We start from the raw sequence: 23,002 nt of genomic DNA, 5'->3' as shown, positions 1-23,002 counted from the left end.
ATGATTAAAAATCATTCGCTACGATGTTTATTATGATTGAAATAACATTGAGATATTATCAATGCTCTCAAGATTCTTGAGAAGATCAAATCTCTCATCTTTTGTTTTTTCAAAAGGAGTTCCTGCAATCAAATTATCAAATTTTAATTTTAATACACCCCATCCAAATGGTGTTTCTACATCTCCTAAAGGAACTGGAGCCCATCTTTCATAAACTTGTCCCTCAAACGTTACTACGATGACTTTCGCTGCACAAAAATGCGTAGGGTTTTTTGCTAAGTATTCTTCAATTTTTTCATCTTTCGTAACTGTAATCTTTTGAACCAATTGTTGAATTTCAGGATCATTAAAGCTCTTAAATATTAACTCTTCTGAATCCATACGACCATATTTTAATGCCACTGCTGAAGTAAACTGAGTACTTGCTTGCGCACCAATTGCTGTTTTAGGATTAGGATTTGATAGTCGATGTACAAACGAAGATGTTTTTACCTCAACTGATTTAATCAATGCTGGTGTAAGAGTATAACTCTCCCTTATGTCTAGCATCGCATCTAACGTTGAATGAAGACCTCTCTGACAAGCATGACGTTTAAAATATATGCTAGTAACTTTAAAATCTTTTCCAAGGTTGCTCAATACATGACTCCAATCACAATGTCCACTAGTGCCTTTAAACGCTTGAAAAAATCCATGTTTTCCTTCAAGAGCTGCATTGGGTCCGGTAAATCCACACGAAGCAAGTCTTACTGCTCTCATACCAGTTAATGCACCCCAACCACTACACATAATCTTTCCAGAAGTTCCGTCATTTTGATATTCAATTAATCCTCCTGTAAACAAAGAAGCAATTCCCATAGCATTCTTTGTTTTTGCAGCATCGGCACCAATAATCTTAGAAATTAACGCCGCTGCCGCAACTGCACCACAAACGCCAGTAGCATCAAAACCTCTTTCACGGTACATAAAAGGATTTATTACCTCGCCTAAACGAGCATATACATCATAAGCTGCTACAATAGCTGTGATCATCTCTTTACCTTCTTTTTTGTATATATGAGCCATGCTGAGTAATAGTGGTACCAAACCTGAGCCAGGATGCCCCATAGCATGTCGATAACCATCATCCAGGTCAGCGCAGCGTGCCATCATTGTATGGACAAAAACAGCAGTGTCAGAACCTGTTAAGATTTCTTCTTTGCCTATCAAAGGGACTAAATCCTCGTTCTTCACTACAGTATCTGCTAATTTTGCATACTCCATAATGCGGTTACTTTCTGCACAGTAGCGACCGAACACCATGTTTCCATATGAATCTAATATTACCTGTTTTCCTACCTCAATTGCTCTTTCTGATAAGTCTTCATATCTAAGATTTGCTACGTAATCTGCTAATCCATAAATTAAATAATCCATAACGTTTTACCTTTCTTATTTCGTTTTATTTACTACATCCTTATTAATCTCTAATATGGAACACCACCTAAACTAATTATGAAAAAATTATCCTGCAATTTGAAGCACACGTTATTTACAATTATGTAACTTTTAATTGCAAATATTGGCTTAATAAACGGTTCTGGTGCAAAGATTGCACTTATTTGAAAGAGGTATATAGATTGCTAATGGAATCTGCTTATGTAGTTATTCCAAATTGTTGATAAATGAACCTTGCTTGATTTTGGACAGACTTGTCCTGTAAAGTAAGTTGTCCTTTTTAAGGATATACATCGCTTCTATACCCAAAAGAATAGATTTGGCGTTACAAAATGTTTTCAATCCTAACATCGAACAAACCCTCTTTTTAATAAAACGATGATCTTGCTCTACAAAACAAGGTTATTAAGAAATTTCACCTGCCTTATTTGGTGTAGTATTGAAATAAATTTTGATTAAATTAACTCTATAAACCTTGATTAAAGAAAAAATATTAAAAGCTTGTTTTGAAAAAAGATTGATCAAAACCCGCTTTTAATATATTCAATTGGATCATTCTTCTATAAAAAGGTTGATCATTTCTGTGAATCCTTATTCTATATATAAAGGCATTTTCTGGAACAACTTTATTGACCTTAAACACCATATCCTTGATTTTTGGTTTTGTTTTCCATAGTAACCCTCATTCCTAGAATCATTTCCTTTCCCCCTAAACTAGAGTAGCCACCCTCCTTTAGGGTACTATTATGGACAGCCGGATCTTAGGCAGTTTTTTGATGATTTCTCAAACCTGAAAAACGCTGAATTTGGCCAACAAAGACCAAATTCAGCGTTTGGAGTGTTTAAGAATTTCCGATATTGATTGTCATGTTTACTAAATACTCGATTAATAAAATTCTGCTACTCACCGTTTACCGTTTCAGGAACTTTTTCACCTTCTACTTTGCGGTCTGTGTCAGCTACGCTGATATAAGGCCAATTATGATGTTAAGAGAGTAGCTGTAATCCTGTCACTCCAAAAACAATAAGAGCAACACTTAAAAAACGTGCCATTCTTTTTGATTCTCCAAATAAGAACATATTTAACAATACAGCACCGGCTGTTCCTATTCCTATCCAAACTGCGTAAGCTATACTTACTTGTAAAAATTGGAAAGATGTATATAAGAAAAAGAAAGAGACACCAAATCCTCCTAAATAAATAACTCCATTCAATAATGTTTTGTTCTGACTATACTTTTTAAGACCCATCACACCAATGATTTCGCTAATTGCTGCCAAGAAGACTAATACCCAACCCATCTTTAAGCAGCTCCTTTCGTTACTTTTTCCTCTTCTTTGTTATCAGCTAACTTTAGGCCGATAACGCCTGTCACTATAACTAATATCAAGGAGCATTTTGCAAGACTAAAACTTACATCAAAAAGCAAGACATCCATTAAGAAGGTTCCCACAGTTCCTGCTCCTGCAAAAATAGCATACACCGTACCTGTTGGGAGGCTACTACATGCTTTAGAAAGGAAGTAAAAGTCGATAAGAATAACACTTAAAATCAACACCCAATGCCACCAGGTTTGGGCAGTATTAAAACCGAACACCCAAATGAGTTCAAAAAGACAAGTTAATATTACATATAGCCAAGCTTTATTTTTCATAAGACCTCTCCTCGTATACTAATCTAACGTTTATTATCTGCTAATAAGGAATTCATATTTTTAACAATTTAGCTTTTACACACCCCTAAAAATTTGAATGAATGTCAGTCATTTTAAGAGCAAACAAAAAGGTATTGGAAATATCCAATAACTTTTTCAGGGTCTTAATAACGATCTTTTTAAGAAGTTAAATAGCTCAACCTTAAATACTTCCAGAGTATCATCTTGCTCAAGACTTATATAAAATCGTTCAGCAGCATTTTCAATAAGATTTATAATGAGTTTAGCCGTCCATTTTACATTAATGTCTTTGATTATTTCATTATTTATAATACCTTTATTTAATATCTCCTCAAACCAAACATAATAAGGCTGATATATCGACTCCCATTTTTCCATTGAATAATCAATAGCAAGCCCAGAATAACAAAGGACAATAATATCTTTGTACGAATTAGTTATGTTAAAGGTTTTATCAATCACAACTTCTAAGATGTCCCAAAAATTTTCTTTCCCTTGTGCATTTTCCTTAATTCCTTTTAACGTAGTTGTGAGAAGATTGTCTGCAATAGCTGGTATTATAGCTTTTTTTGATGAGAAATACAAGTAAAATGTGCCTTGTGCAATTCCTGCTTTTTTTACGATATCTGAAATGGAAGTTTTATCAAGTCCTTTTTCAGAAATAACCTCAATGGCGGCTCCCAAAATTTTATTGTATTTTCCATCAGAAGTGTTTACCATATCGTTAACCTCCTCTTCTTAAAATGAATGACTCTCATTCATTTTATACCAGTATTAATATTATGTCAAAAACAGATAATTGAACATATTAATCATCACCAAATATTAGGAGTGTTTTTATAACAAGTGCATTTGAAGCCATATCAGCCCTTATTCATAACTATATAGATGATGCATCTAAACCAACTTTACATGTAAAGCATTTACTGCATTCCATGGAGCGCATGCACTTTATCAAGTTGGACTTAATTCAACAACCGATACTTATTTAAAAGACGCACTACAGAAAGCTTTAGAAAGTAGTCTTTCAGAAACAAAAAAGAGTGAAAAATTCCTTTTGGAAGAGGATATCCCACTATCTCAAGTTAATGCTACAAAACCAAAGTCAAATCCAAACGTTGTTCTGAAGGAGTAAAATTAAATGATGATGAAATCGCAAATCTTATCTCTGTAAACATATCAACTTCAATACTCTTTTGTGCACAAGCTTTGCCTAAAACGGTTCGGGCTAATGTTGGATTGATGTTCTTTTCCATTCAAGTTAACTTAATGAAAATATGTTGCACCTATAAAGAACTTAATGATATTTAAAGGTTGGATTAGAGTACCGCCAAAATATAATCCATCTGGTTTACCGGAAAATAATTAATTCGTTTAGACAGTTATAACTGCACTTTTGCATCAAGACAGAAATTGTTTTCGAAATGAGCAATACAGATGAATCAATTATCGTTTAGGTGTAATACTACAAATAAACTATCTATGGAGGTCTTTATGGAACTTGTAGTTTTCTTTTTCTTATCCTGGCTTGTAATATCAATATTTACAGTATTAAATAAAGAGTTAGATATTGTAAAAAGCACTTTTATTTTTTTAATAATACTATTCATAAATATACATTTTTCATGGATTATTAACGATGAATTGAAATTAATTACTATTCAAGAAAAATGGTTACCGTACACAGCATACTTATTTAATCGGAATATAATTATCCCTATTATTGTCTTATTACACTTGAATCTCTTTTTAAAAAAGCGTTCTCTTACCAAGAAAGCAATTACCCTGCTTTCCTCGGTATTAATTTTGCTTATTATTAGCTTTATTTCAATTCGTTTAAACATATCAGAATTCAAAAAGTGGACCTTTTGGTTTGAAGGGATATACTACCTTTGCTTAAACCTTATTGCACTTTTTTCTTTCACCTTATTTAATAGAACATCTAAGGAGGTGTCGAGATATAGATGATGTTATGGGAATCTTTTGATAAAAATGAAATATATATTTTAGTTATGCTACTTTTAACCTATACTGCAATTTTAGTTATTCCTAAAAAGCTACCTCTTAATTTCACTCTCTTGTTTTTAACATGGGGCTTAGCTACTTCAACATTAATCGATTTTACTATTGGTGGTGGATTAATCGATTTTTATAAAGTTAATGATTCTAACACGTACGAGCTTACTGATTTTTTGACCTATTTTCTATTTCCTCCTTTCAGTTATTTCTTCATTTATTTTTATGAGGTACTTAATATAAATAAAAAGCGCTTTATTTTGTATATTTTAGGTTGGACTATAGTCGGTTTAGCTACAGAAAAACTCTGTACTATTATGGGAGTTACCCATTATCAACATGGTTATAAAATTCACTTTTCATTGGTTGTATTCTTATTAGTTCAAACAACTACAGCTCTGTATTATGAATTAATTAAGAAAAAACTTAAAATCACTTGATTATTTTTAAACAAAGGTGATGCTAGACTAAAAAGTAGACATAGATTGTTATAATAAAAATATTAACTATAACGAGGTGTGTCGAAATGCCAAAAGGTACTGGGAAAAAGATGATGAATCATTTAAAAAGGAAACAGTAAAGTATATTGCTGAGAACAACAAGTCTGTGGCTCAGGTAGCTAGAGAAATGGATGTTAATGAGAATACTATTTATAACTGGATGAAAAAATATGACCAAGAACCAGAAGTGAAGTCTGTTCAATCGTTCTCTTCTGCAGAAGCTGAATTAAGAGCTCTTCGAAAGGAAATGCCTGATCTCAAGGAGGAAAATGAAATCTTAAAGAAGGCGATGCACTACTTCGCGAAAGACCCTCGGTAAAGTATGAATTCATCTATGAAAATCGCTCCCAATTCCAAGTGGAGAAGATGTGCAATGTTTTGGGAGTTTCTAAAAGTGGATACTTCAAATGGCTAAACCGTCCGAAAAGTGAGAGACAGAAGAAGCATGAAAAACTCTCACAAGAGATATTAAAGACCCACCTTGAATTCAAACAGCGTTATGGAAGTATAAAAATCGCAAAAACACTAAAAAAGCGTGGCGTTAAAGTAAGTGAGCATACAGTTTCACGGATCATGACAAATAACCAATGGAAGTCTTGTACAGTCAAAAAGTACAAGGCTACGACTAATTCGAGGCATCATCATCCAGTAAGTGAAAACGTCTTAAATCGACAGTTTAAAGCTAAAAAACCAAACCAATTCTGGGTTACGGATATTACTTATATTCCGACAAATGAGGGCTGGTTGTATTTGGCGACCGCAATGGATCTGTATTCTCGTAAGATAGTAGGATGGGCCATGGAAAAAAACATGACCAAAGAATTGGTGATCTCTGCGTTAAAGATGGCTTACAGACGTCAGAAACCTGAAAAAGGAGTGGTACATCATTCAGATCGCGGTGTTCAGTATGCCTCTTGCAAATATCAGAATCTATTAAAAAAGTATAATATGATTGGCAGTAAGAGCAGGAAAGGAAACTGTTACGACAACGCTTGTATTGAGTCTTTTCATGGAATTCTTAAACGGGAGCTTGTTTGTACGGGAAATTCGCAGCTTGATTTCTCCTTCATAAAAAAGTTTAAATCAATATAACTTTAAACTTTTTTATGAAAGTCACCAAGCGAAAGCGCGGTAGAAATCTGTGTCTATTTTCTTGACGTAGTATCATTGTCCTTTACGATTTGGGAAGTTGACCATATTAATGGACAGTCAAAACGATCAAATACTCCATTTGTTTCACTTAATAATTCAAATAACTTTTTAGGTAATTCCACATTTAATTCCTTTATAATTTGATTTATATCAATATTAGTCACTGGTGGTTTGAAAGAATATTCTTTTGATACTGAACTTATATAATTTTTCCACATCAATGTAACACCATCCTTAAAAGCGTCTTTGAGAAATAATTCACCATCTCTCACAGACAATCCTTCCTCCACACAACTGCTCCTTTAGTTGAAAAACGATAAAGAAGAAAGGCTGCTGCAGCTATCAGATAGCGGAATTACTTTGTAGCTGCCTGTCCAGTAATTGATATAAAGCTTGTGTTCCTTTATCGCCTTTTCCTTCAGTTTCAAGCACTTCATACAAAGATTTTGCTAACTTTAAACCCGGAGTAGATAAATTCATTTCTTCTGCTGATTCAATTGCTATTTTCATATCTTTGATAAAATGTTTAATATAAAATCCCGGTTCAAAATCACCTTTAATCATTCTAGGTCCAAGATTACTTAAAGACCAACTACCTGCAGCTCCTGTTTCAATACTTTTTAATACTGTATTTGGAACTAGCCCAGATCTATTGGCGTATAATAAAGCTTCGCATACCCCAAGCATGTTAGAAGCAATTGCAATTTGATTACACATTTTGGTATGTTGCCCAGCCCCAGCTTCTCCCTGAAGTACAATATTGGTCCCCATTAATTCAAAAATAGGTAAAACAGCTTTATAGTTTTCTTCTGTTCCACCTACCATAATAGCTAACTTTGCTTGCCTTGCTCCAATGTCTCCTCCAGAAACAGGTGCATCTAACGTATATATACCTTTTTCTTTTGCTTTGTTATAAATTTCACGAGCAAGGATAGGACTTGAAGTAGTCATATCGATTGCATAAGTTCCTTTTTTGGCTTTATTTAAAATACCATCTTCCCCAAAGTAAACCTCTTTAACATCTTGAGGGTAACCTACCATGGTAATAATGATATCTGATTTCTCAACTAATTCGCCTACTGTATCTACCGATGTAGCTCCTTTATTAACTAAATCAGCAGCACGTGACTTAGTGCGATTAAAAACAAGTAATTCATATCCAGCATTTAAAATATGACCGGCCATGCTTTTTCCCATAACGCCTGTACCAATAAACCCTACAATTGAACTTTTTGCTTTACACATAACTACTATCATCTCCTATTTTGATTTTTAATCATTCTGGAAAAACAAAAAAAGCATTTGATTGTTACAATCAAATACTTTTGCCCAGGCGTACGACATATAAACTATACGCTCCCTCGTGGTACTCCACGTTTCGCCAGTTACGTACAGAAAATATTAAGTTTGATTAATTGTAAAATAGAGTCAATTAATTGTCAAATATTTCTTGATAATAGAATTATTTTCTTTTCTTAAGGCATATTTATACTCGTTAAACCGATCAAATAAAATCTTATGTTCATGTACTTTTCGGTTTCATTTTAACTTTGATCGTACTAATTAAAAAAAGAACTAACGGGATACACACTTGAAGTGGAATATGCACATATAATGGGATAACATCTAGACCTATTCTAAGGTGTTCAGTAAGTCCTTCAGCCATATAAATAGAACTCGCAAGTAGGCCTCCTCCTGTAAGGAATAATAGATATTTTCGTTTTTTTTTCTTAAGTTTGAAGACTTTTTCAAACCCATACAAAGCACCGAAATAAAAAATGGTGATCTTAAAATAAATACCTATTATGAGGATACCTAGAGCTATAGGGTCTAACCTTTGTATAAAGTTGGCTATATTCACTTTTTCTATAGCCTCCATTAAAGGAAATTGCGCTGTGCTTCCTATTGTAGGCCCTAAAACACTAAAAATGATTGTCATTGTAAACATTAGTAAGATGCCGCTGAATATTAGAGATGTAAGCCCTGCTTTAAATACCTGATCTTGACGGTTTAATAAAGGAAAAATCATCGTAAACACGATAATTTCTCCAAACGGAAATGTTAACGTTAATGGAAAGACTGTTTTTAAAACAGGTTCCCACCCCTTTTCAAGAACAGGAAGAAGATTCTCAAATTTCGGCAATTGATCAATAAAAGCAGAAATGAAGAAGAATAACGCCAAAGTAAGTAATATGATAAAAAATATACTTCCTGCTCTTGCAATGACCTCTAACCCCAAGTGATAGCTGTACAATACTAGCAACACAACGATCAAATTGACCATTAACAATGGAGTGTTATCAAGTGTAGTAGTAATGATTAAGTCTCCAAAGTCTCGTAATACCCTGCCTGCAATATAAAAGAAATACAAGATATAAATAAAAGCAACTATTTTACCAATATATTTACCTAATATGACTTCTAAGTATTCAGTTAATGTTTTGTTTGGATGCTGTTTAAATAATGTAAAATATATAAGAAAAAGAAGAATTCCCCCTATTAACGCTAATAAAATAGCTAACCAAGCATCTTGTTTTGCATTTAACCCTACTCCTACAACAATTGAGCTACCTACTTCAAAATGGAAGATGAGAATAAATAATTGCATTGAATTTATTTTATACGTAGTTATGTACATCCCTTCTTTACATCGCTTAATTTAAAAGTTTCATTTCACAAATTTTTAATACCTAACTTAACCACGAAGTAACAACATCGCTTATTGGTTTATAAAAGAAAATCAGTGCTTCTAATGGGTTAGGTATATTTACGTTAAATGTTTTCGCAATACTTAAACCAACTCCTAGCATCAATAGGATAAAGAAGACCCCTAGTTGCTTAATTTCTTTATTTCTAATAAGAATTGGTACTTCAGCCATTATTATTAATACTCCTACCAAAATAATTCCGATCATCATCCACACAAAGAGTTACTCCTTCATTTCGGATATAAAAGAATTCCCAGTCTTTCCTAAACGACGAATCTTTATATCCGCATTTATACTGATTTCAAGGTCAGTAAAGTTTTTTACATTCCAGTCACTTTTTAGTTTTTCCCAAGCTTTTGGATCTGATCGATGTATAGCATCCCCGAACCCAAATATATCTGTTTTAAAATCTTCTTTAACATGATTAATGGTCATTTCCACAAGGTTAGTAAGATCCTTTTCGACTAATTTCTCTAATTCCTCTATTGTTTTTTGTTTTGTTAAATCAATGTCACATTTCACTTCGCCAACATTGCCTTCAGATTGAATGAATATGTCGATCTTTGGTTTATTATTTTCTACCAATCCTGTCACTTCAGTTTTTGATCGCACAATTTCGTAATTAAATTTCCCTTCTTTTGGGCATTTAACATCTGTTACAGTATTTTTTACGTTATCCATAATGAAGTTATATCCTTTACTTTCATCTTGATTTAACCAACCAAGCATTTTATCATTCTTAAATACAGCCAATCCTGAATATTTCAGGTAAGCTGTTGGCTTAATCGTTTCAAGATTTTGTTGACTTTGTCCGTTAACAGGATCACCTATAATTTCTATTCCTGTTAATACAGGGTTACTCCCTTCTGTTACTAAAGTCTGAATTAAATCATTTAACGTAATAGCGGTTGAAGGCGCCCAGGTTTTTTCTGATGTTTCAAGAGACGACACCATATTATTTGCTGGTATTTTCTCGATAGATGTTAGAATGGATAAGATGTTTTCGGCACTTGTTTCTTTAGCAATCACAATGTAAAAGTCTGTCCGGTATTCATGGTCCCTAGAAAACATATCTAAGACCTCACCTATCCCTTCTTTAGCTAGGGATTCTCCAATAACGAGCACACGAAGGTGAGAATGGTAAATCGGCCTTGGGCTCTTTGTTGTTAGTTCGCGCATTGCTTCAAAAACAGTATCTTCAATTCCTGTAAATAATCTAACCGGCAAACCAGAAGCTGAACCGCTTGTTTTTGATGCAATTTCACCAGGTATTACAATTTGGGACGAAATTTTATATTTACCATCAATATCTTTGTCTATCCCCTCTCCAACACTTATTGCCAGCTCGTTTAATTCACGGCGATTCCAGCAACCTGAGACAAACAAAACTAAGATACTTATTATTACAAGTGAGATTGATTTTTTAGTCATATAATAAACTCCATTTATTTATTATTCAGTTGACGGTTTTGGGGAAGAAGTTTGATTACGCTTGACATTTTGTTGACTTATTAAACGAGGGCGGGTATTCAAGGCCCAATGTGGAATTCGAAATAGAGAATCCTTTTGGTCTTTTAGTATAAATGGTCCAAAAGGGCTCATATATGGAATTCCAAATGATCGCAAGCTGCATAAATGCAAAATTAGTCCAATAAATGCGGCTGTTATCCCAAACAATCCAAAGGATGCAGCTAATGCCATAAATATAAATCGAAGCATTCGTATTGATATACTCATATTGTGAGCTGGGACAACAAAACTAGCAATTGCCGTTATCGCCACGACGATAACCATTGCAGCAGAAATAATTCCAGCTTCTACAGCTGCTGTTCCAATAACTAACGTACCTACTATTGAAATAGCTTGACCAACTGACTTCGGCATTCTAATGCCACCTTCTCGTAAAATTTCAAATGTAACTTCCATTAACAACGCTTCAATAAATGCTGGAAACGGAACACCTTCCCTTTGAGCGGCTAAACTAATAAGAAGAGGTGTCGGTATCATTTCTTGATGATACGTAGTAATTGCGACAAATAGTGATGGAGCTAATAAAGCAATGAAGAAGCATATTATACGAAGAAACCGTATGAGTGTACTGAAATCCCAACGTTGGTAATGATCCTCTGCCGCATGAAAGAACTCAATAAATAATGATGGAACCAAAAGCACAAAGGGAGTTCCATTTACTAAAATTGCTACACGCCCTTCCAAAAGCCCAGCTGACACTACATCAGGTCTCTCGGTATTAAACATCGTTGGAAATGGAGAAAATGTTTTATCTTGAATCAATTCCTCAATGTAATTACTTTCTAAGATTGCATCAACGTCTATTTGACTAAGACGTTCTCTTACCTCCATTAATACCTTTTCGTTAACAATCCCTTTAATGTACATAATTGAAACTGCTGTTTGGGTAACTCTTCCTATTTTTCTGGTTTCTATCCAAAGGTTAGGACTATTGATTTTACGACGTATCAACGCCGTATTCGTTCTTAATGTTTCCGTAAAAGCTTCCTTTGGACCTCTTACGACAGCTTCCTGACTAGGTTCCGTCACATTCCTATCTTTACCGCCGCTACTTATCCCAACGATAAGTCCTTTCGAAGAACCGTCGAACAGAATAATTACATGCCCTGAAAATAAGAATGAAAAAAGTGACTCATAATTATCTAAATCTTGAATACTTCCGACTGCAACAGCCGAATCTTTTATAGAATGTAACAGGTCACTATCAGAAGAATCTTGTTCACTATTGTGTAAATCAAACATTAAAGATTCTAGTATAAAGTCATTGATTTCTTGAGTATCGACGAGGCCGTCTATATATATTATTCCTGATGTAATGTCTCTTACTTGACCTACTTTAATCTTTCTAATGACAACATCATCACTTTTCCCAATTTTTTCATTTATTACCTTTATGTTTTGTTCCAAAGAAGAATAGAGTGACCTCGTTTTCGGTTCTTCCTTTGTATCTAAAGATTTAAATTCTTTTTCTGTCTTTTTGGAAAAACGTTGAAAAAGCTTCATTTTATTATCACCTTACTCTTTCATAAAAGACCAATATTTTCTATAAGCAATTTTATTATCTCTTTAAAAGGTAAGATTATTCTTGTTACCTATATTTAAACCGAAATTAGCACTAAGAATAAAATTTGTAAGAAGGAAAGTTATACATATACAGGTCTTATTTAGAATTAAAGTTTATTTTCATGGTAATGATAAATTTAATCATTATATAGAATCTCAAAAATAATATTCGAAAATGTCATTAAGGAGAAGGTAATGGATTATAGAAGTACTCAAATTAGTATTCATCAATTTACTGTATTAGTTATTATTTATGTCATTGGAGATGCCATTTTAATCTTGCCCTCTATCATTGCAGCAGATGCAAAAAAGGACGCATGGCTAGCAGCCATTTCCAGTCTGTTTATTGGCATGATTATTGTTTTTTTCATATATAGTGTTAGTAGGCTTTTTCCCGATTTAACCCTCATTGAAAGCAATAAAAAAGTGATGGGTACGTTCTTTGGAAGTTTGGTTTCCTTATTGTTTTTATCCTATTCCTTTATATATGCGGCTGTCGCTTTAAGAGAAGTCGGTGATTTTTTAACAACAGAAATGCTACCTGACACCCCTATAGAGGCAATTCACATCCTATTTGCATTAATTATAATTATGGCTACCCGACTTGGTTTGGAGAATATTGCAAGATGTGTAGAAATACTATATCCCTATGTATTTCTTTTATTTTTCATCCTTGTCATTTCGTTAATTCCTTACATAAATTTAGATAATGTTCAGCCTGTTTTAGAAGGGGGTTTTAAACCAATTGCTCGGGCTTCGTTAACATTCATTACCTATCCATTTGTTGAACTTATCTTATTCATGATGATTTTTCCCTACGTCAATGAAAAAAAGAGAATAAAGAAGAGCCTTTTACTAGGAGCTCTTATGGGTGGAGTTATATTAGTTCTCTTCACATCATTAACTATTCTCGTTTTGGGCTATGAGCAGACATCAAGACATATGTACCCTGGTTTTATAGTAGCTAAAAAAATTAATGTTGGTGATTTTTTTTCAAGAGTTGAAGTTATACTTGCGGGAATTTGGTTTATTACAATATTCTTTAGAATTACGATTTATTTTTTTGTTACTTGTCTTGGCTTAGCTCAAGTATTAAACCTTAAAGATTATCGACCTTTCGTATATCCACTCGGAATGATTATGGTTGTCCTATCGACAATTATTTCACCGAACATTGTATACATAAACTCTATGAGTTCCATCTGGCCGTTTTATGACTTTACGATTGGTGTAATTTTACCATTGTTATTGGTTTTATTAACTATTATTAGGAGAAAATAAAATAGTTTAAAAGGACAATAAAAGTTAGGCCTTGAATGTTGTTTAACCATATTCTTCTATCCTTAAAAAGTTCTTTTTAAGGATTTAAATTATTTTATGATATTTGCCGTTAGAAGAATGGAATACAGGTCCATAATAACCTTTTAAAACCATGTATTTGCATCGTATTTTGAATCCCTCAAGACGTGCTAATTTTATAAAAATGGAAAACTTTGCAAAAAAGGATAGTCCCACTTATTAAACCAAAATCCCATCCAAATCCTAGTAAGAACGAATATAAAAAGAATCCATTATATTTAATAAATGGATTCTTTTCCTTTTTGATATGCTACAGTCTATTCTTGATTAATCGCCTCAACTCCAATTCTATCAAAAGGTCAAGGCGTTTTAATCCTCGTTTTCAGTTGTGTTGAAAAATATTTTACACGATAGAATCTTCAAGAATAATAGGAGTTTCCTCACTCACTTAAAAACTATTCATTATTATTTCGAAGTGGAAAAGCATTTAACTCAGCTAAATATAAAATTATGTCTACAACACTCGCGCTTTTTTAATTGAATAACCATTTAATACGATATAAAAAGAATAATCGAATTTATGCCCTTTTAAAAATAGGAATTAAGATATCAAAATGGGGATTATTAACATCCCGATCATTCGGGTATCTTTCGTGTTTTATCGGTAAATCATCGTAATATTCCACATTGGGCTCAATATAAGGGTCATAATCACTTTTCTTAAGCCATTGAAAGATTTTTTCATAAGTTTGACCGATGTCTTGATCTTTTTTGTGATGTGTCATTATGTAAGTCATTTCCGGTACATTTATTTCTACCATACCATCGGGGAGTTGTTGTTCTTCACTAACTTCATATACAGAATAATGTACAAATCCATCAGGCCTAAGATGATAAGATAATCCTAAAAGAACTTTTGGATTAACAGCATGATCTAACTCACCCACTCGACTACTCATGCTATTAATAAGTTTGTTCAAAGTACTAATTTCTGTGTAAGAGCCATCCCATTTTAATCCGATTCCTCGATACGCGGGTATCTTCACAATTTCATAAAGGAAGTTTTGCACTATATATCCCCCTTGTAATTTAAGTTTTTTTCCTATAAATAAGTTTTTTAGTCTAATCATTAGAATAACGTTCTAACAGTTTCTTTTTATGTGACCGAAACACTTCTTCTAAAGGGATATTGTATTTGTTTGCAATTACGATTAAATTACCTAGTACATCTCCTAATTCTTCAGTTAACTCTTGTTTATTTTCCTCATAAGACCCCTTAACTTCATCAGGCCTATCCCTGCCTATCTCAAGGCCTCTTATAGCTCGTGCAACTTCGCCAGTTTCTTCTGCTAAAAAGCCAATACGAATAAAAATGTCTAACTCTGACCAGCCCCTATTTTCATAATAATCTTTTACCCATTGTTGAAACTCAATGACATTCATTTCATCTAACCTCCAATTCAATACTCTAAGTTTAACAAAAAAGTGAAAGTTTTATATAATATTTCATGGTGATTATTTAGGAGGGGATATATATTGAAAAAGTTAGCCGTATTTTGTGGATCAAGTAATGGAGCTTCGGATGTCTATATAGAAGTTGCAATAAAACTTGGTAAAGAACTAGCTAAACGAAATATTGCACTTGTTTATGGTGGAGCAAGTGTTGGAATTATGGGCGCTGTTGCAGTTTCAGTTTTAGAAGAAGGAGGATATGTAATTGGTGTTATGCCAAGTTTTCTAGATAAAAGAGAGATAGCTCACAAAAACTTGTCAGAGTTGATCATTGTAAATTCTATGCATGAGAGAAAAGCGAAAATGGCAGATCTGGCAGATGGATTTATAGTTTTGCCTGGTGGACCAGGAACTTTAGAAGAGTTCTTTGAGATTTTTACGTGGGCTCAATTAGGACTTCATCAAAAACCATGTGGTCTTTTAAATGTAAATCACTATTTTGATCCTCTTCTCTCGTTATTCAATCATATGTCAGAGGAACAGTTTTTACACGAAAAGTACCTTAATATGGCATTAGTTGATAGTGAACCAAACGGGATACTTGATAAATTTAATACATATGTACCACCATCCGTAAAAACTTATGTTACTCAAAAATAGATATGATAGATGAAAAACAGACCCAGTTATTACTCTTGGTCTGTTTTTTCCCTAGAATAAAAAACTATTTAATTTTAATAGGCTCCAAGACTTGTAGAATACACTGTTGAAAAATCCTATCCCAAATTCCCTAAAGGTCTAACTTTACCGTTGGTTTCGGTACAAAGGCACGTCTAACCTTTTCAGGTTTGTATGATTGAGACATAACTCTTGTTGTGTCTATTACATCTTCTATTGAAAGAGATTTGATGTTTGCAATAGTTTGTTTATTACTACCTGAAGTTTTACTTCCACTATTTCTTTTATAAGATAGTCTTTTAATTCATTCTTTGCCCTCTTCCTATTAAACTCTTGCAACTGTTAGCTTAATAACATCTACATGGTCCAAGTAAAATAACTGAGATTATAAAAACATTGAATGGGTAAAATTGTATATCCTTTTTTCTTACCTCCTTTAGCTTGTGATAAGTATGTATTTTAATATAAATCTGATTATAACTACTACAAAGAAAGTAAAAATAAATGTTAAGACAACTTCGTAAACCATTTCCCCTTCTGTCTTTTCATTAACTTTTTACTATATAATTTCATAATTTCCTTAAATTAGTTATTATTCCACCCTGCTCCGTTACTTTAAGTACAATAAAAAACACTTACCTTTATTCAAGATAAGCGCTTGATTACTGAAGATCGCTATGATATTGACTCACCAATTAGTTGAACAAAATCAATGTGCAAAATAATAAAATTGTTAACCAATGTATTTAGAAAATAAAATACGGTCCTGTCCTTTCCCTTCATAATCAGTTCCTAAAGTAACAGCAAAACCCATTGATTTGTGAAATGCAACTGAACCCTCGTTAATTGGAGAAGTTATACATTTCACTGTATTGCAACCTAAAATACGAACATTTGAGAAGAATAAATTATATAACTCACTTCCTAATCCTTCTTTTCTAACTTCAGGATTAACGCCAACAAAATGTATATAGGCTTCGTTTGGGTGTGTTTGGGATACAAACCCTATAAGAAATGCCAATAATCTATTGTTTTCATCTTCAACTATAAAACTAGTTGATTGAAAATGCTCGAAAAATAACCGAGGCAACAAATGTGTCATTTCCCGCCCTCCCCACCAATCATTAATAACATCTATTATTTTAAAATAGTCATTTTCAGTAACGTTACGAGTATTCATTTCAATAATTCCTCTCTTAATTAATGTTTCTCTTTTTCCATCTTCAAGTAAACTGTTAGTGACCTACATCTGTTCCGGCGGCGTTTGAAATAAACACCAATTTTTTTGGAACCATGCTTTTAAAAGTTGGTAAGAGTACACACTTTGGATAGTGTAAAGAAAAAGAAGAGATTATTTTTAACATGAAACAATAATCATCTTACTTTCTCTATGTCGAGAATTATAATATTATTTGTATAAAGTATACTGGGTAACATTTTCCCCTTTCATTTTCAATTTATATTATTGTAAAGGTCTACCCCGAGTATCAAAAGAATACCAGTCCCTATAGCCCATATTATTATACTAATAGTTTGCCAAATTATTATATTTTTTTTACTTGCTTTGGCTATTATACAAACAAATGCTCCAATGTGATTTGTCCCTATTATCGGGCCCAAAAGAGAAATCCCAGGTACTCCATATTTATTGAAATATATCTTTGCTTTATGAAAACGTTTATGAATAAAATGGTCAGAAGGTGTCTTTTCATTTTCAGAAAACAAAGACCTTCCAAAAGAAGAACATACGATTACAGCCATAACAGACAGCCAATTAGCAGTAATCCCAACGATAACTACAGAAATAAAAGGCAAGTCTAATAATATTCCGATTGGCACAGCAACGAAAGCCTCTAAAAAAGGCACAAACCCGATAATAAATAATGCTAACTAAGTATTGATAAACAATATTAACCTCTTCAATCGTTTGAAGAATTTCTTGAATCATATCTTATTCCTCCCTAAACGAACTTTAGATGCAATAACTAAATCTTTTATTCTGTAGTAAGGTACTGTTTCAGTTTAAATACATTATTCTTGTACCTTTGACATATGAGAGAAGGCATTTTTAAGAAAGGTTATTTCTTCTTCCGTGAAGGGATTGAGTATATTAGGTTGGTCAAATTGATGTGTCGACTTTATTTCTACTGTCTCTATCTTTGATAACGTTTGGTTGTAAAGAGCCATCAACTGTTTAATATATTTCAATGCTTCTTTAGATTCTGGATTTGTTCCGTTTGCTATAATTTTTTTAAAATCCATAAACAATGAAAAATACTCTTTATCTAACTTAACTCTTTCTTCATTTCTAAAATTGTGAATAGAACCCTTTGCTTGACTATATTCATTAAGATTTTCCTCTTCAAAAATAATTGAGTGAATAATAAAGCAAAATAATTTTACGTCTATTTCTTCATAGCCTGAAATAATAGTATTCATATGATTCAGCTGTTCAATAGTTTCTCGAATTCTCTCTTGTTCTGCAATTAGTTCCTTTTTTTTGAATGCAATTGAATTTTTAAGTTGCTGTTCATTTATATAAGGGGATTCTAATAAATTTGCAATGTCTTTAAGTGAAAATCCTATGAATTTAAGTGATTGAATTTTTTGTAAAATCATCAAATCCTCATGACTGTAAAGTCTATGTCCTCCTTCTTTGTAGTCTGTTGGTATTAGTAAACCAATCTTATCGTAATATCTAAGTGTTCGTATGGAAACTCCCGTTCGTTTAGCCAATTGTCCGATTGTCAACATACTACCTGACATGTGAATACCTCTTTTCTATACTACTTTCTTTGATTTTAATATAGGGAATGGCTGGATAATAATATGGCCTTTTAAAAGCTATTCGAATAATAGCATACAAGATTATGAATGTTTCTATAGCTAATATCCCGTACTTTACCCCTGAAGGAAGAAGACTGCTGATAATAAAAAAGGGGAAAATCGTCAAATGGAAGTTAAGTGCTCTGCGACTTGATTCACAGTAATATAAATTTTTCTTTCTCCTCATTAAAAACATAATAAGGGGAGGGATTACACCAAGAATAAGTGAAATTCCAAGCATTAGTTGTACTAAAAAGATTTCTTTTTTTGATTGTTTATTCATTTTCGTCACCTTTCCTATCTATTCTTAAATATAAGTATAAAAGGTGACGTGAGTAGAGTATCAAGGAAAAAACACTTATGATTTTCCATATAGTTTTTTTTATTCTTCTGCAAAAATCTGACCTAATGAAAAAGAGCACTAGATGATTGTGCTCTTTTTACAAATTGTATTATAATACCGTCCTACCATTTATTCAGTTTCCAAGAATATTGGACATTGAGTACTAGTTTTATTCAACAATCGTGGAATTATCATCAAGGTTTGCACTTCTATTACTGAAGATCGATTACTAAAGAGTAAACATGAAATCCATAAGGGGCTTTAAAGGCTCTGTTATGACTTTGATTCCAATTCCTCACTTGATGTACCCTTCGAAATAAAGAAAATAGCAAGTAAGACAAACAACATTCCTACCAAATGCTTGCTGGAACTTTTGATAACCCTTGATACAAAAGAAAAGCAAGTACCGTTACAACAATTCCAAAATATAATATATTTATCCAATCCCCTGTACCTACACTTGAGAAATCAAATTCTTTAGCTTCATAGATTGAAAATGGTAAAAACATTATAAGACCAAAAATACTCATCGCACCATAAACTGGCCTAATATATGAAAAAGAGCGACATCCTTATTCAAGTATGATTATATTTTGTAGGATTCTGGTTAGTCGAACTGACGCGAACATAACAAATTGAAGAACATTATTGAATTAAGGCGCTTCAGTTTGCAGAAGAATCTTTCAATATATTATTCAATCAATTGTACAGACAGTGTATTAATTTGGGCAGGATTTCATTCTAAAACCGTTCCATCAAATTCTACTTTTATCTTGTCTCCAACCATAAATGTTTCCGTATTATTTACAGAAAGGTCAACAAACACATCACCTTTTGGGTTACTCTCAAATATTTTTGCATAAACAATTGCCCTTTGACCGTTAATTTCCTTGATTGTTCCTATAATATTTGAATTTTCTGTTTCAATTACACCTGTTAAATCACCCTCAAAAGAAGTACACGCAGATAATAATCCAATTATTAGTATAACTGTGAATAAAATTGGATCCTTTCTTTTCAAGATGTCCACACCTCTATTATGTTATTTAAAGTAAACGCTGGTTCTTGTCAGGATAGCATTTGATGGCTGAAGAGCTAAAAGTTAATTTTTTGATAGAGTATTAATTTTTCTTTCTTCCTAATAGACCACCAACTACTAGACATCCAATACCTATTATATTCATTATGGTATTACCTATATCTCCGAATTGATCGATTGTTAATCCAATCAGAAAAGCACCGAACAAAATCAGTAAAATACTTAAAAATAAAAATATTTTAATTTCCCCTTTCTTAGAGATTTTACCACTAAAAGCTAATGCTCTTCTTAAAGATAACTTACCATAATATAAAAAAGGCTATCTTTTACTCAAGATAAGCGCTATATAGTGGAAGATCTAATAATTCGATTTACTACTAGCTAATTAATCAAGACTTTTTACAAATCCTGTACTTTTAGCTGCATACCCGCTATTAATATAAAATCTGTGTGCGTTTTCTCACACCGAATGGTTTCCACTATTTAAGACAATTCCTTCTGCACCTTTATCTTTTGCTAATAGTAGTAATCTCCTAATCCCTCTATTGCGGTAATTTGAAACTACAACAAAAGTTATTACTCGAGCGTAAATAACATCCTTTTTATATAGAAAACCAGTAAGGAATCAAATCATCCCAACAACTTTCCTGTCTTAGTTAGCCACCAAGATATAATGATTTGAAGCTTCTTCAATTTTTTTTAACCTTAGCCTCATTGGATCGAGAGTAGTTGGATAACCAAGTAGGTTCATTAATGAAGTTTAATCGTTTATATCATCTCAATTAGTTCTTCATATATTCAATTATTCACCTGTTTTTCATATGAAATAAACGCCAATTGGTCTTCAGTAATTCTCAGATGTACCAATTAGGTTTTAATTTATCAAAGTAATCATGATCATCTAAAAACATATAAACTTTATCTAGCATATCATTTAAGCTATCTGGGATTGCCTTTAACGTCCATATTATAGTAGAAAAAACGCACATCGCTAGGTAAAGTGAATACAACCTCCAAAAATTTTCATTGGGATCGTTGTTATTAAAATAACCTCTAATTTGTCCTATCGAAAAAGGTATGCTTACTTCTCTACTGAAAATACCAATCTTAAGAAATTCATGAATAGGATCACCCCAATCATATCTGCCAAAATCTATAATACCAGCGAATTCTTTATTATTCACAATGATGTTTCCGAGTGTGAAATCATCATGTTGAAATAAGTTTGGGCGATCTTTCATGAGGTGAATGTTCTCCTCAATAAAATTCATTATTTTTTGATCATTTTTTACCTTTATTCCACATTTTAAGTATGCTTCCATGTAATTCTTATGTTTCTTTACCTTTCTTATGTACCATGAAGATTCATTGTCTGGAGCAGGATATTGATGCATTTTCTTTAGTTCTTTTGCAGCCTCAACACCAATATTATATTGTTCTTGATATGAGTATTTGGGGATTTCTTCCTCAGCATCCTTCCCATCTAGATACGATGTGATCAAATATCCTCTATTTTTTAATACACCAATAGAAATAGGTTCTGAACAAATTACGTTATAGTCCTTCATTATCGCTAGAATAGAATATTCTTTCTTTTTTGATTCAAAGTCCTCTAGATCAAACAATCGAAGTAGCAACTTTTTGTTATCGTCATGCGTATGTATTAAAAATTTTTCATCAAAAGAAAACCCCTTTGTAATCTGTACAATTTCCTTACAGTTACTTATTAAGGGTATCTGTTTGGTTAGTGATTCAAGCATAATGTCGCCCCCTTTATTAAAAACATTTTATATTCCAAACATGAATATTTCTTTAAAAGGATTATTTTTCCTTCTATAAATATTCATCAATCTTGCTTTTTTTATGAATAAAAGAATAATATCACTATTTGTTGAAATAGTTATTATTACAAAAATTTTATATTTTAATTCAAAATACGCGTGTTGCTAAACAATCTGGCCTTAACATAAAAAATAGCGCACAATCTAATTCAAGAATGGCGTTTGATGGTTGATGATTAGCAATACTAAAATAAGATGATACCGATACTTCACTCTACCTTAAAGGTTTGAGCTTCTAATACTGAAGATCGATTACTAAAGAGTAAACATGAAATCCATAAGGGGCTTTAAAGTCTCTGTTATGTCTTTGATTCCAATTCCTCACTTGATGAATCCTTTGAAATAAAGAAAATAGCAAGTAAGACAAACAACATCCCTACCAAATGTGACAGTAAAAGCTCTTCTTTTAAAATAAGAAATGAAAGGATTACCGAGCTTAATGGAAGTACACTTGTTAGAACTCCTGCTGAGCTTGCTGGAACTTTTGATAACCCTTGATACATTAAAAGAAAAGCAAGTACCGTTACAACAATTCCAAAATATAAAATATTAATCCAATCCGCTATACCTACGCTTGAGAAATCAAATTCTTTAGCTTCATAGATTGAAAATGGTAAAAACATTATAAGACCAAAAATACTCATCATAGTTGATATTGTAAGGGGGGAAAATCTATTGGATACTAATTTTCCTAATGTAATAAACAGTGTTTCTCCCAAAACTGCCCCCAATATTAAAAGGTTTCCTAATAATGAATTTATGTTGCCCAATTCACCACCGATAAGGTTAATTAGTAACACACCTAATACTGCAAATATAATTCTGGATAGTCAACAGTAAACTAGACAACTTTTTTAAGGTGTTCAAGTTTGAATTCTATTGGGCTTAGATAGCCTAGTGTTCCATGAATTCTTTTGTTATTAAACCAATGGATATAGGTAT

27 protein-coding genes, 1 pseudogene and 1 riboswitch are annotated in these 23,002 nt (G+C 32.6%); of the genes and pseudogenes, 5 read left to right on the top strand and 23 right to left on the bottom strand.

Translation table 11 applies throughout. The features are described from left to right. Positions 1 to 30: 30 nt before the first annotated feature. The 5 genes and pseudogenes from LC095_RS25005 to LC095_RS24985 all read right to left on the bottom strand — a co-directional run bounded on the left by LC095_RS25005 (position 31) and on the right by LC095_RS24985 (position 3,833). The gene (locus tag LC095_RS25005) at positions 31 to 1,416 is read right to left on the bottom strand and encodes an MmgE/PrpD family protein (RefSeq protein ID WP_226530668.1); all 1,386 of its coding nucleotides are present in this window, start codon (positions 1,414 to 1,416) and stop codon (positions 31 to 33) included. A 220-nt stretch (positions 1,417 to 1,636) separates the two neighbouring features. After that, positions 1,637 to 1,868: pseudogene (locus tag LC095_RS25000) on the bottom strand (DDE-type integrase/transposase/recombinase); the annotation flags it as partial. 556 nt (positions 1,869 to 2,424) lie between these two features. Further along, complete coding sequence (locus LC095_RS24995; RefSeq protein WP_226530667.1) at positions 2,425 to 2,739, bottom strand: DMT family transporter; 315 nt, start codon at positions 2,737 to 2,739, stop codon at positions 2,425 to 2,427. Positions 2,740 to 2,741: 2 nt separating this feature from the next. After that, positions 2,742 to 3,092: a DMT family transporter gene (locus LC095_RS24990; protein ID WP_226530666.1), complete on the bottom strand. Its 351-nt coding sequence runs from the start codon at positions 3,090 to 3,092 to the stop codon at positions 2,742 to 2,744. A gap of 156 nt (positions 3,093 to 3,248) precedes the next feature. Then, positions 3,249 to 3,833: a TetR family transcriptional regulator gene (locus LC095_RS24985; RefSeq protein ID WP_226530665.1), complete on the bottom strand. Its 585-nt coding sequence runs from the start codon at positions 3,831 to 3,833 to the stop codon at positions 3,249 to 3,251. Between the two features lie 1,244 nt (positions 3,834 to 5,077). On the opposite strand from LC095_RS24985, the gene LC095_RS24980 reads away from it, so the two are divergent. The 3 genes from LC095_RS24980 (at position 5,078) to LC095_RS24970 (ending at position 6,721) form a co-directional block, all read left to right on the top strand. Beyond that, complete coding sequence (locus LC095_RS24980; RefSeq protein WP_226530664.1) at positions 5,078 to 5,569, top strand: hypothetical protein; 492 nt, start codon at positions 5,078 to 5,080, stop codon at positions 5,567 to 5,569. A 76-nt stretch (positions 5,570 to 5,645) separates the two neighbouring features. Beyond that, positions 5,646 to 5,948, top strand: a complete 303-nt coding sequence (locus LC095_RS24975) for a transposase (protein WP_226530663.1) — start codon at positions 5,646 to 5,648, stop codon at positions 5,946 to 5,948. A gap of 11 nt (positions 5,949 to 5,959) precedes the next feature. Beyond that, the gene (locus LC095_RS24970; protein ID WP_226530689.1) at positions 5,960 to 6,721 is read left to right on the top strand and encodes an IS3 family transposase; all 762 of its coding nucleotides are present in this window, start codon (positions 5,960 to 5,962) and stop codon (positions 6,719 to 6,721) included. Between the two features lie 53 nt (positions 6,722 to 6,774). Here the strand turns inward: LC095_RS24970 and LC095_RS24965 are convergent, their stop codons facing one another. The 6 genes from LC095_RS24965 to LC095_RS24940 all read right to left on the bottom strand — a co-directional run bounded on the left by LC095_RS24965 (position 6,775) and on the right by LC095_RS24940 (position 12,522). Beyond that, positions 6,775 to 7,071: an SMI1/KNR4 family protein gene (locus tag LC095_RS24965; RefSeq protein ID WP_226530662.1), complete on the bottom strand. Its 297-nt coding sequence runs from the start codon at positions 7,069 to 7,071 to the stop codon at positions 6,775 to 6,777. A 52-nt stretch (positions 7,072 to 7,123) separates the two neighbouring features. Further along, positions 7,124 to 8,026: an NAD(P)-dependent oxidoreductase gene (locus LC095_RS24960; protein ID WP_226530661.1), complete on the bottom strand. Its 903-nt coding sequence runs from the start codon at positions 8,024 to 8,026 to the stop codon at positions 7,124 to 7,126. 75 nt (positions 8,027 to 8,101) lie between these two features. Next, positions 8,102 to 8,180, bottom strand: a riboswitch (ZMP/ZTP riboswitch). Positions 8,181 to 8,303: 123 nt separating this feature from the next. Next, positions 8,304 to 9,389, bottom strand: a complete 1,086-nt coding sequence (locus LC095_RS24955; protein ID WP_226530660.1) for a GerAB/ArcD/ProY family transporter — start codon at positions 9,387 to 9,389, stop codon at positions 8,304 to 8,306. Positions 9,390 to 9,471: 82 nt separating this feature from the next. Then, positions 9,472 to 9,705: a hypothetical protein gene (locus LC095_RS24950; protein ID WP_413467547.1), complete on the bottom strand. Its 234-nt coding sequence runs from the start codon at positions 9,703 to 9,705 to the stop codon at positions 9,472 to 9,474. Between the two features lie 6 nt (positions 9,706 to 9,711). After that, complete coding sequence (locus tag LC095_RS24945) at positions 9,712 to 10,920, bottom strand: Ger(x)C family spore germination protein (RefSeq protein WP_226530659.1); 1,209 nt, start codon at positions 10,918 to 10,920, stop codon at positions 9,712 to 9,714. A 21-nt stretch (positions 10,921 to 10,941) separates the two neighbouring features. After that, positions 10,942 to 12,522, bottom strand: coding sequence for a spore germination protein (locus LC095_RS24940; RefSeq protein ID WP_226530658.1), 1,581 nt, complete (start codon positions 12,520 to 12,522; stop codon positions 10,942 to 10,944). A 255-nt stretch (positions 12,523 to 12,777) separates the two neighbouring features. On the opposite strand from LC095_RS24940, the gene LC095_RS24935 reads away from it, so the two are divergent. Next, complete coding sequence (locus LC095_RS24935; RefSeq protein ID WP_226530657.1) at positions 12,778 to 13,863, top strand: GerAB/ArcD/ProY family transporter; 1,086 nt, start codon at positions 12,778 to 12,780, stop codon at positions 13,861 to 13,863. A gap of 596 nt (positions 13,864 to 14,459) precedes the next feature. Here LC095_RS24935 and LC095_RS24930 read toward each other — a convergent pair. Both LC095_RS24930 and LC095_RS24925 read right to left on the bottom strand, forming a co-directional pair. Continuing rightward, the gene (locus tag LC095_RS24930; RefSeq protein ID WP_226530656.1) at positions 14,460 to 14,951 is read right to left on the bottom strand and encodes a GyrI-like domain-containing protein; all 492 of its coding nucleotides are present in this window, start codon (positions 14,949 to 14,951) and stop codon (positions 14,460 to 14,462) included. Positions 14,952 to 15,003: 52 nt separating this feature from the next. Then, positions 15,004 to 15,324 (bottom strand): MazG-like family protein, encoded by a 321-nt coding sequence (locus tag LC095_RS24925; RefSeq protein WP_226530655.1) that lies wholly within the window; start codon positions 15,322 to 15,324, stop codon positions 15,004 to 15,006. 93 nt (positions 15,325 to 15,417) lie between these two features. Between LC095_RS24925 and LC095_RS24920 the strand changes: the two genes are divergently transcribed. Next, positions 15,418 to 15,993, top strand: a complete 576-nt coding sequence (locus LC095_RS24920) for a TIGR00730 family Rossman fold protein (protein WP_226530654.1) — start codon at positions 15,418 to 15,420, stop codon at positions 15,991 to 15,993. Between the two features lie 751 nt (positions 15,994 to 16,744). Here the strand turns inward: LC095_RS24920 and LC095_RS24915 are convergent. The 10 genes from LC095_RS24915 to LC095_RS27330 form a co-directional block, all read right to left on the bottom strand. After that, on the bottom strand, positions 16,745 to 17,191 hold the full coding sequence (locus tag LC095_RS24915; protein ID WP_226530653.1) for a GNAT family N-acetyltransferase: 447 nt from the start codon (positions 17,189 to 17,191) through the stop codon (positions 16,745 to 16,747). Between the two features lie 272 nt (positions 17,192 to 17,463). Beyond that, the gene (locus LC095_RS27335; RefSeq protein ID WP_226530652.1) at positions 17,464 to 17,850 is read right to left on the bottom strand and encodes a small multi-drug export protein; all 387 of its coding nucleotides are present in this window, start codon (positions 17,848 to 17,850) and stop codon (positions 17,464 to 17,466) included. Beyond that, positions 17,786 to 17,959: a hypothetical protein gene (locus tag LC095_RS24905; RefSeq protein ID WP_226530651.1), complete on the bottom strand. Its 174-nt coding sequence runs from the start codon at positions 17,957 to 17,959 to the stop codon at positions 17,786 to 17,788. The genes LC095_RS27335 and LC095_RS24905 overlap by 65 nt, the downstream gene beginning before the upstream one ends. A gap of 83 nt (positions 17,960 to 18,042) precedes the next feature. After that, on the bottom strand, positions 18,043 to 18,777 hold the full coding sequence (locus LC095_RS24900; protein ID WP_226530650.1) for a MerR family transcriptional regulator: 735 nt from the start codon (positions 18,775 to 18,777) through the stop codon (positions 18,043 to 18,045). Further along, a complete protein-coding gene (locus LC095_RS24895; RefSeq protein ID WP_226530687.1) occupies positions 18,767 to 19,078 on the bottom strand; it encodes a DUF4870 domain-containing protein in 312 nt (103 codons plus the stop codon). Before LC095_RS24895 ends, LC095_RS24900 begins: the two co-directional genes overlap by 11 nt. Before the next feature lie 452 nt (positions 19,079 to 19,530). Further along, complete coding sequence (locus tag LC095_RS24890) at positions 19,531 to 19,710, bottom strand: EamA family transporter (protein ID WP_226530649.1); 180 nt, start codon at positions 19,708 to 19,710, stop codon at positions 19,531 to 19,533. A gap of 206 nt (positions 19,711 to 19,916) precedes the next feature. Further along, on the bottom strand, positions 19,917 to 20,201 hold the full coding sequence (locus LC095_RS24885) for a hypothetical protein (RefSeq protein ID WP_226530648.1): 285 nt from the start codon (positions 20,199 to 20,201) through the stop codon (positions 19,917 to 19,919). Between the two features lie 872 nt (positions 20,202 to 21,073). Beyond that, complete coding sequence (locus LC095_RS24880) at positions 21,074 to 21,979, bottom strand: aminoglycoside phosphotransferase family protein (RefSeq protein WP_226530647.1); 906 nt, start codon at positions 21,977 to 21,979, stop codon at positions 21,074 to 21,076. A 380-nt stretch (positions 21,980 to 22,359) separates the two neighbouring features. Beyond that, positions 22,360 to 22,860: a DMT family transporter gene (locus LC095_RS24875; protein WP_226530646.1), complete on the bottom strand. Its 501-nt coding sequence runs from the start codon at positions 22,858 to 22,860 to the stop codon at positions 22,360 to 22,362. A 41-nt stretch (positions 22,861 to 22,901) separates the two neighbouring features. Beyond that, the gene (locus tag LC095_RS27330) at positions 22,902 to 22,994 is read right to left on the bottom strand and encodes an IS3 family transposase (protein ID WP_226529800.1); all 93 of its coding nucleotides are present in this window, start codon (positions 22,992 to 22,994) and stop codon (positions 22,902 to 22,904) included. Positions 22,995 to 23,002: the final 8 nt, after the last annotated feature.

The sequence above is a fragment of the Metabacillus niabensis genome (assembly GCF_020524345.1).
GTDB classification, from domain to species: Bacteria; Bacillota; Bacilli; order Bacillales; family Bacillaceae; genus Metabacillus; species Metabacillus niabensis_B.
This window is presented reverse-complemented; position numbering and strand designations above follow the sequence as displayed.

Excerpts from the sequence above, each read along its gene's own strand:
- LC095_RS24960 (WP_226530661.1), bottom strand. The coding sequence starts at position 8,026 with ATGTGTAAAGCAAAAAGTTCAATTGTAGGGTTTATTGGTACAGGCGTT.
- LC095_RS24900 (WP_226530650.1), bottom strand. The coding sequence starts at position 18,777 with ATGTCAGGTAGTATGTTGACAATCGGACAATTGGCTAAACGAACGGGA.
- LC095_RS24945 (WP_226530659.1), bottom strand. The coding sequence starts at position 10,920 with ATGACTAAAAAATCAATCTCACTTGTAATAATAAGTATCTTAGTTTTG.
- LC095_RS24935 (WP_226530657.1), top strand. The coding sequence starts at position 12,778 with ATGGATTATAGAAGTACTCAAATTAGTATTCATCAATTTACTGTATTA.
- LC095_RS24990 (WP_226530666.1), bottom strand. The coding sequence starts at position 3,092 with ATGAAAAATAAAGCTTGGCTATATGTAATATTAACTTGTCTTTTTGAA.
- LC095_RS24895 (WP_226530687.1), bottom strand. The coding sequence starts at position 19,078 with ATGCTTGGAATTTCACTTATTCTTGGTGTAATCCCTCCCCTTATTATG.
- LC095_RS24985 (WP_226530665.1), bottom strand. The coding sequence starts at position 3,833 with ATGGTAAACACTTCTGATGGAAAATACAATAAAATTTTGGGAGCCGCC.
- LC095_RS24905 (WP_226530651.1), bottom strand. The coding sequence starts at position 17,959 with ATGATTCAAGAAATTCTTCAAACGATTGAAGAGGTTAATATTGTTTAT.
- LC095_RS25005 (WP_226530668.1), bottom strand. The coding sequence starts at position 1,416 with ATGGATTATTTAATTTATGGATTAGCAGATTACGTAGCAAATCTTAGA.
- LC095_RS24925 (WP_226530655.1), bottom strand. The coding sequence starts at position 15,324 with ATGAATGTCATTGAGTTTCAACAATGGGTAAAAGATTATTATGAAAAT.
- LC095_RS24880 (WP_226530647.1), bottom strand. The coding sequence starts at position 21,979 with ATGCTTGAATCACTAACCAAACAGATACCCTTAATAAGTAACTGTAAG.
- LC095_RS24890 (WP_226530649.1), bottom strand. The coding sequence starts at position 19,710 with ATGAGTATTTTTGGTCTTATAATGTTTTTACCATTTTCAATCTATGAA.
- LC095_RS24980 (WP_226530664.1), top strand. The coding sequence starts at position 5,078 with ATGATGTTATGGGAATCTTTTGATAAAAATGAAATATATATTTTAGTT.
- LC095_RS24940 (WP_226530658.1), bottom strand. The coding sequence starts at position 12,522 with ATGAAGCTTTTTCAACGTTTTTCCAAAAAGACAGAAAAAGAATTTAAA.
- LC095_RS24955 (WP_226530660.1), bottom strand. The coding sequence starts at position 9,389 with ATGCAATTATTTATTCTCATCTTCCATTTTGAAGTAGGTAGCTCAATT.
- LC095_RS24915 (WP_226530653.1), bottom strand. The coding sequence starts at position 17,191 with ATGAATACTCGTAACGTTACTGAAAATGACTATTTTAAAATAATAGAT.
- LC095_RS24995 (WP_226530667.1), bottom strand. The coding sequence starts at position 2,739 with ATGGGTTGGGTATTAGTCTTCTTGGCAGCAATTAGCGAAATCATTGGT.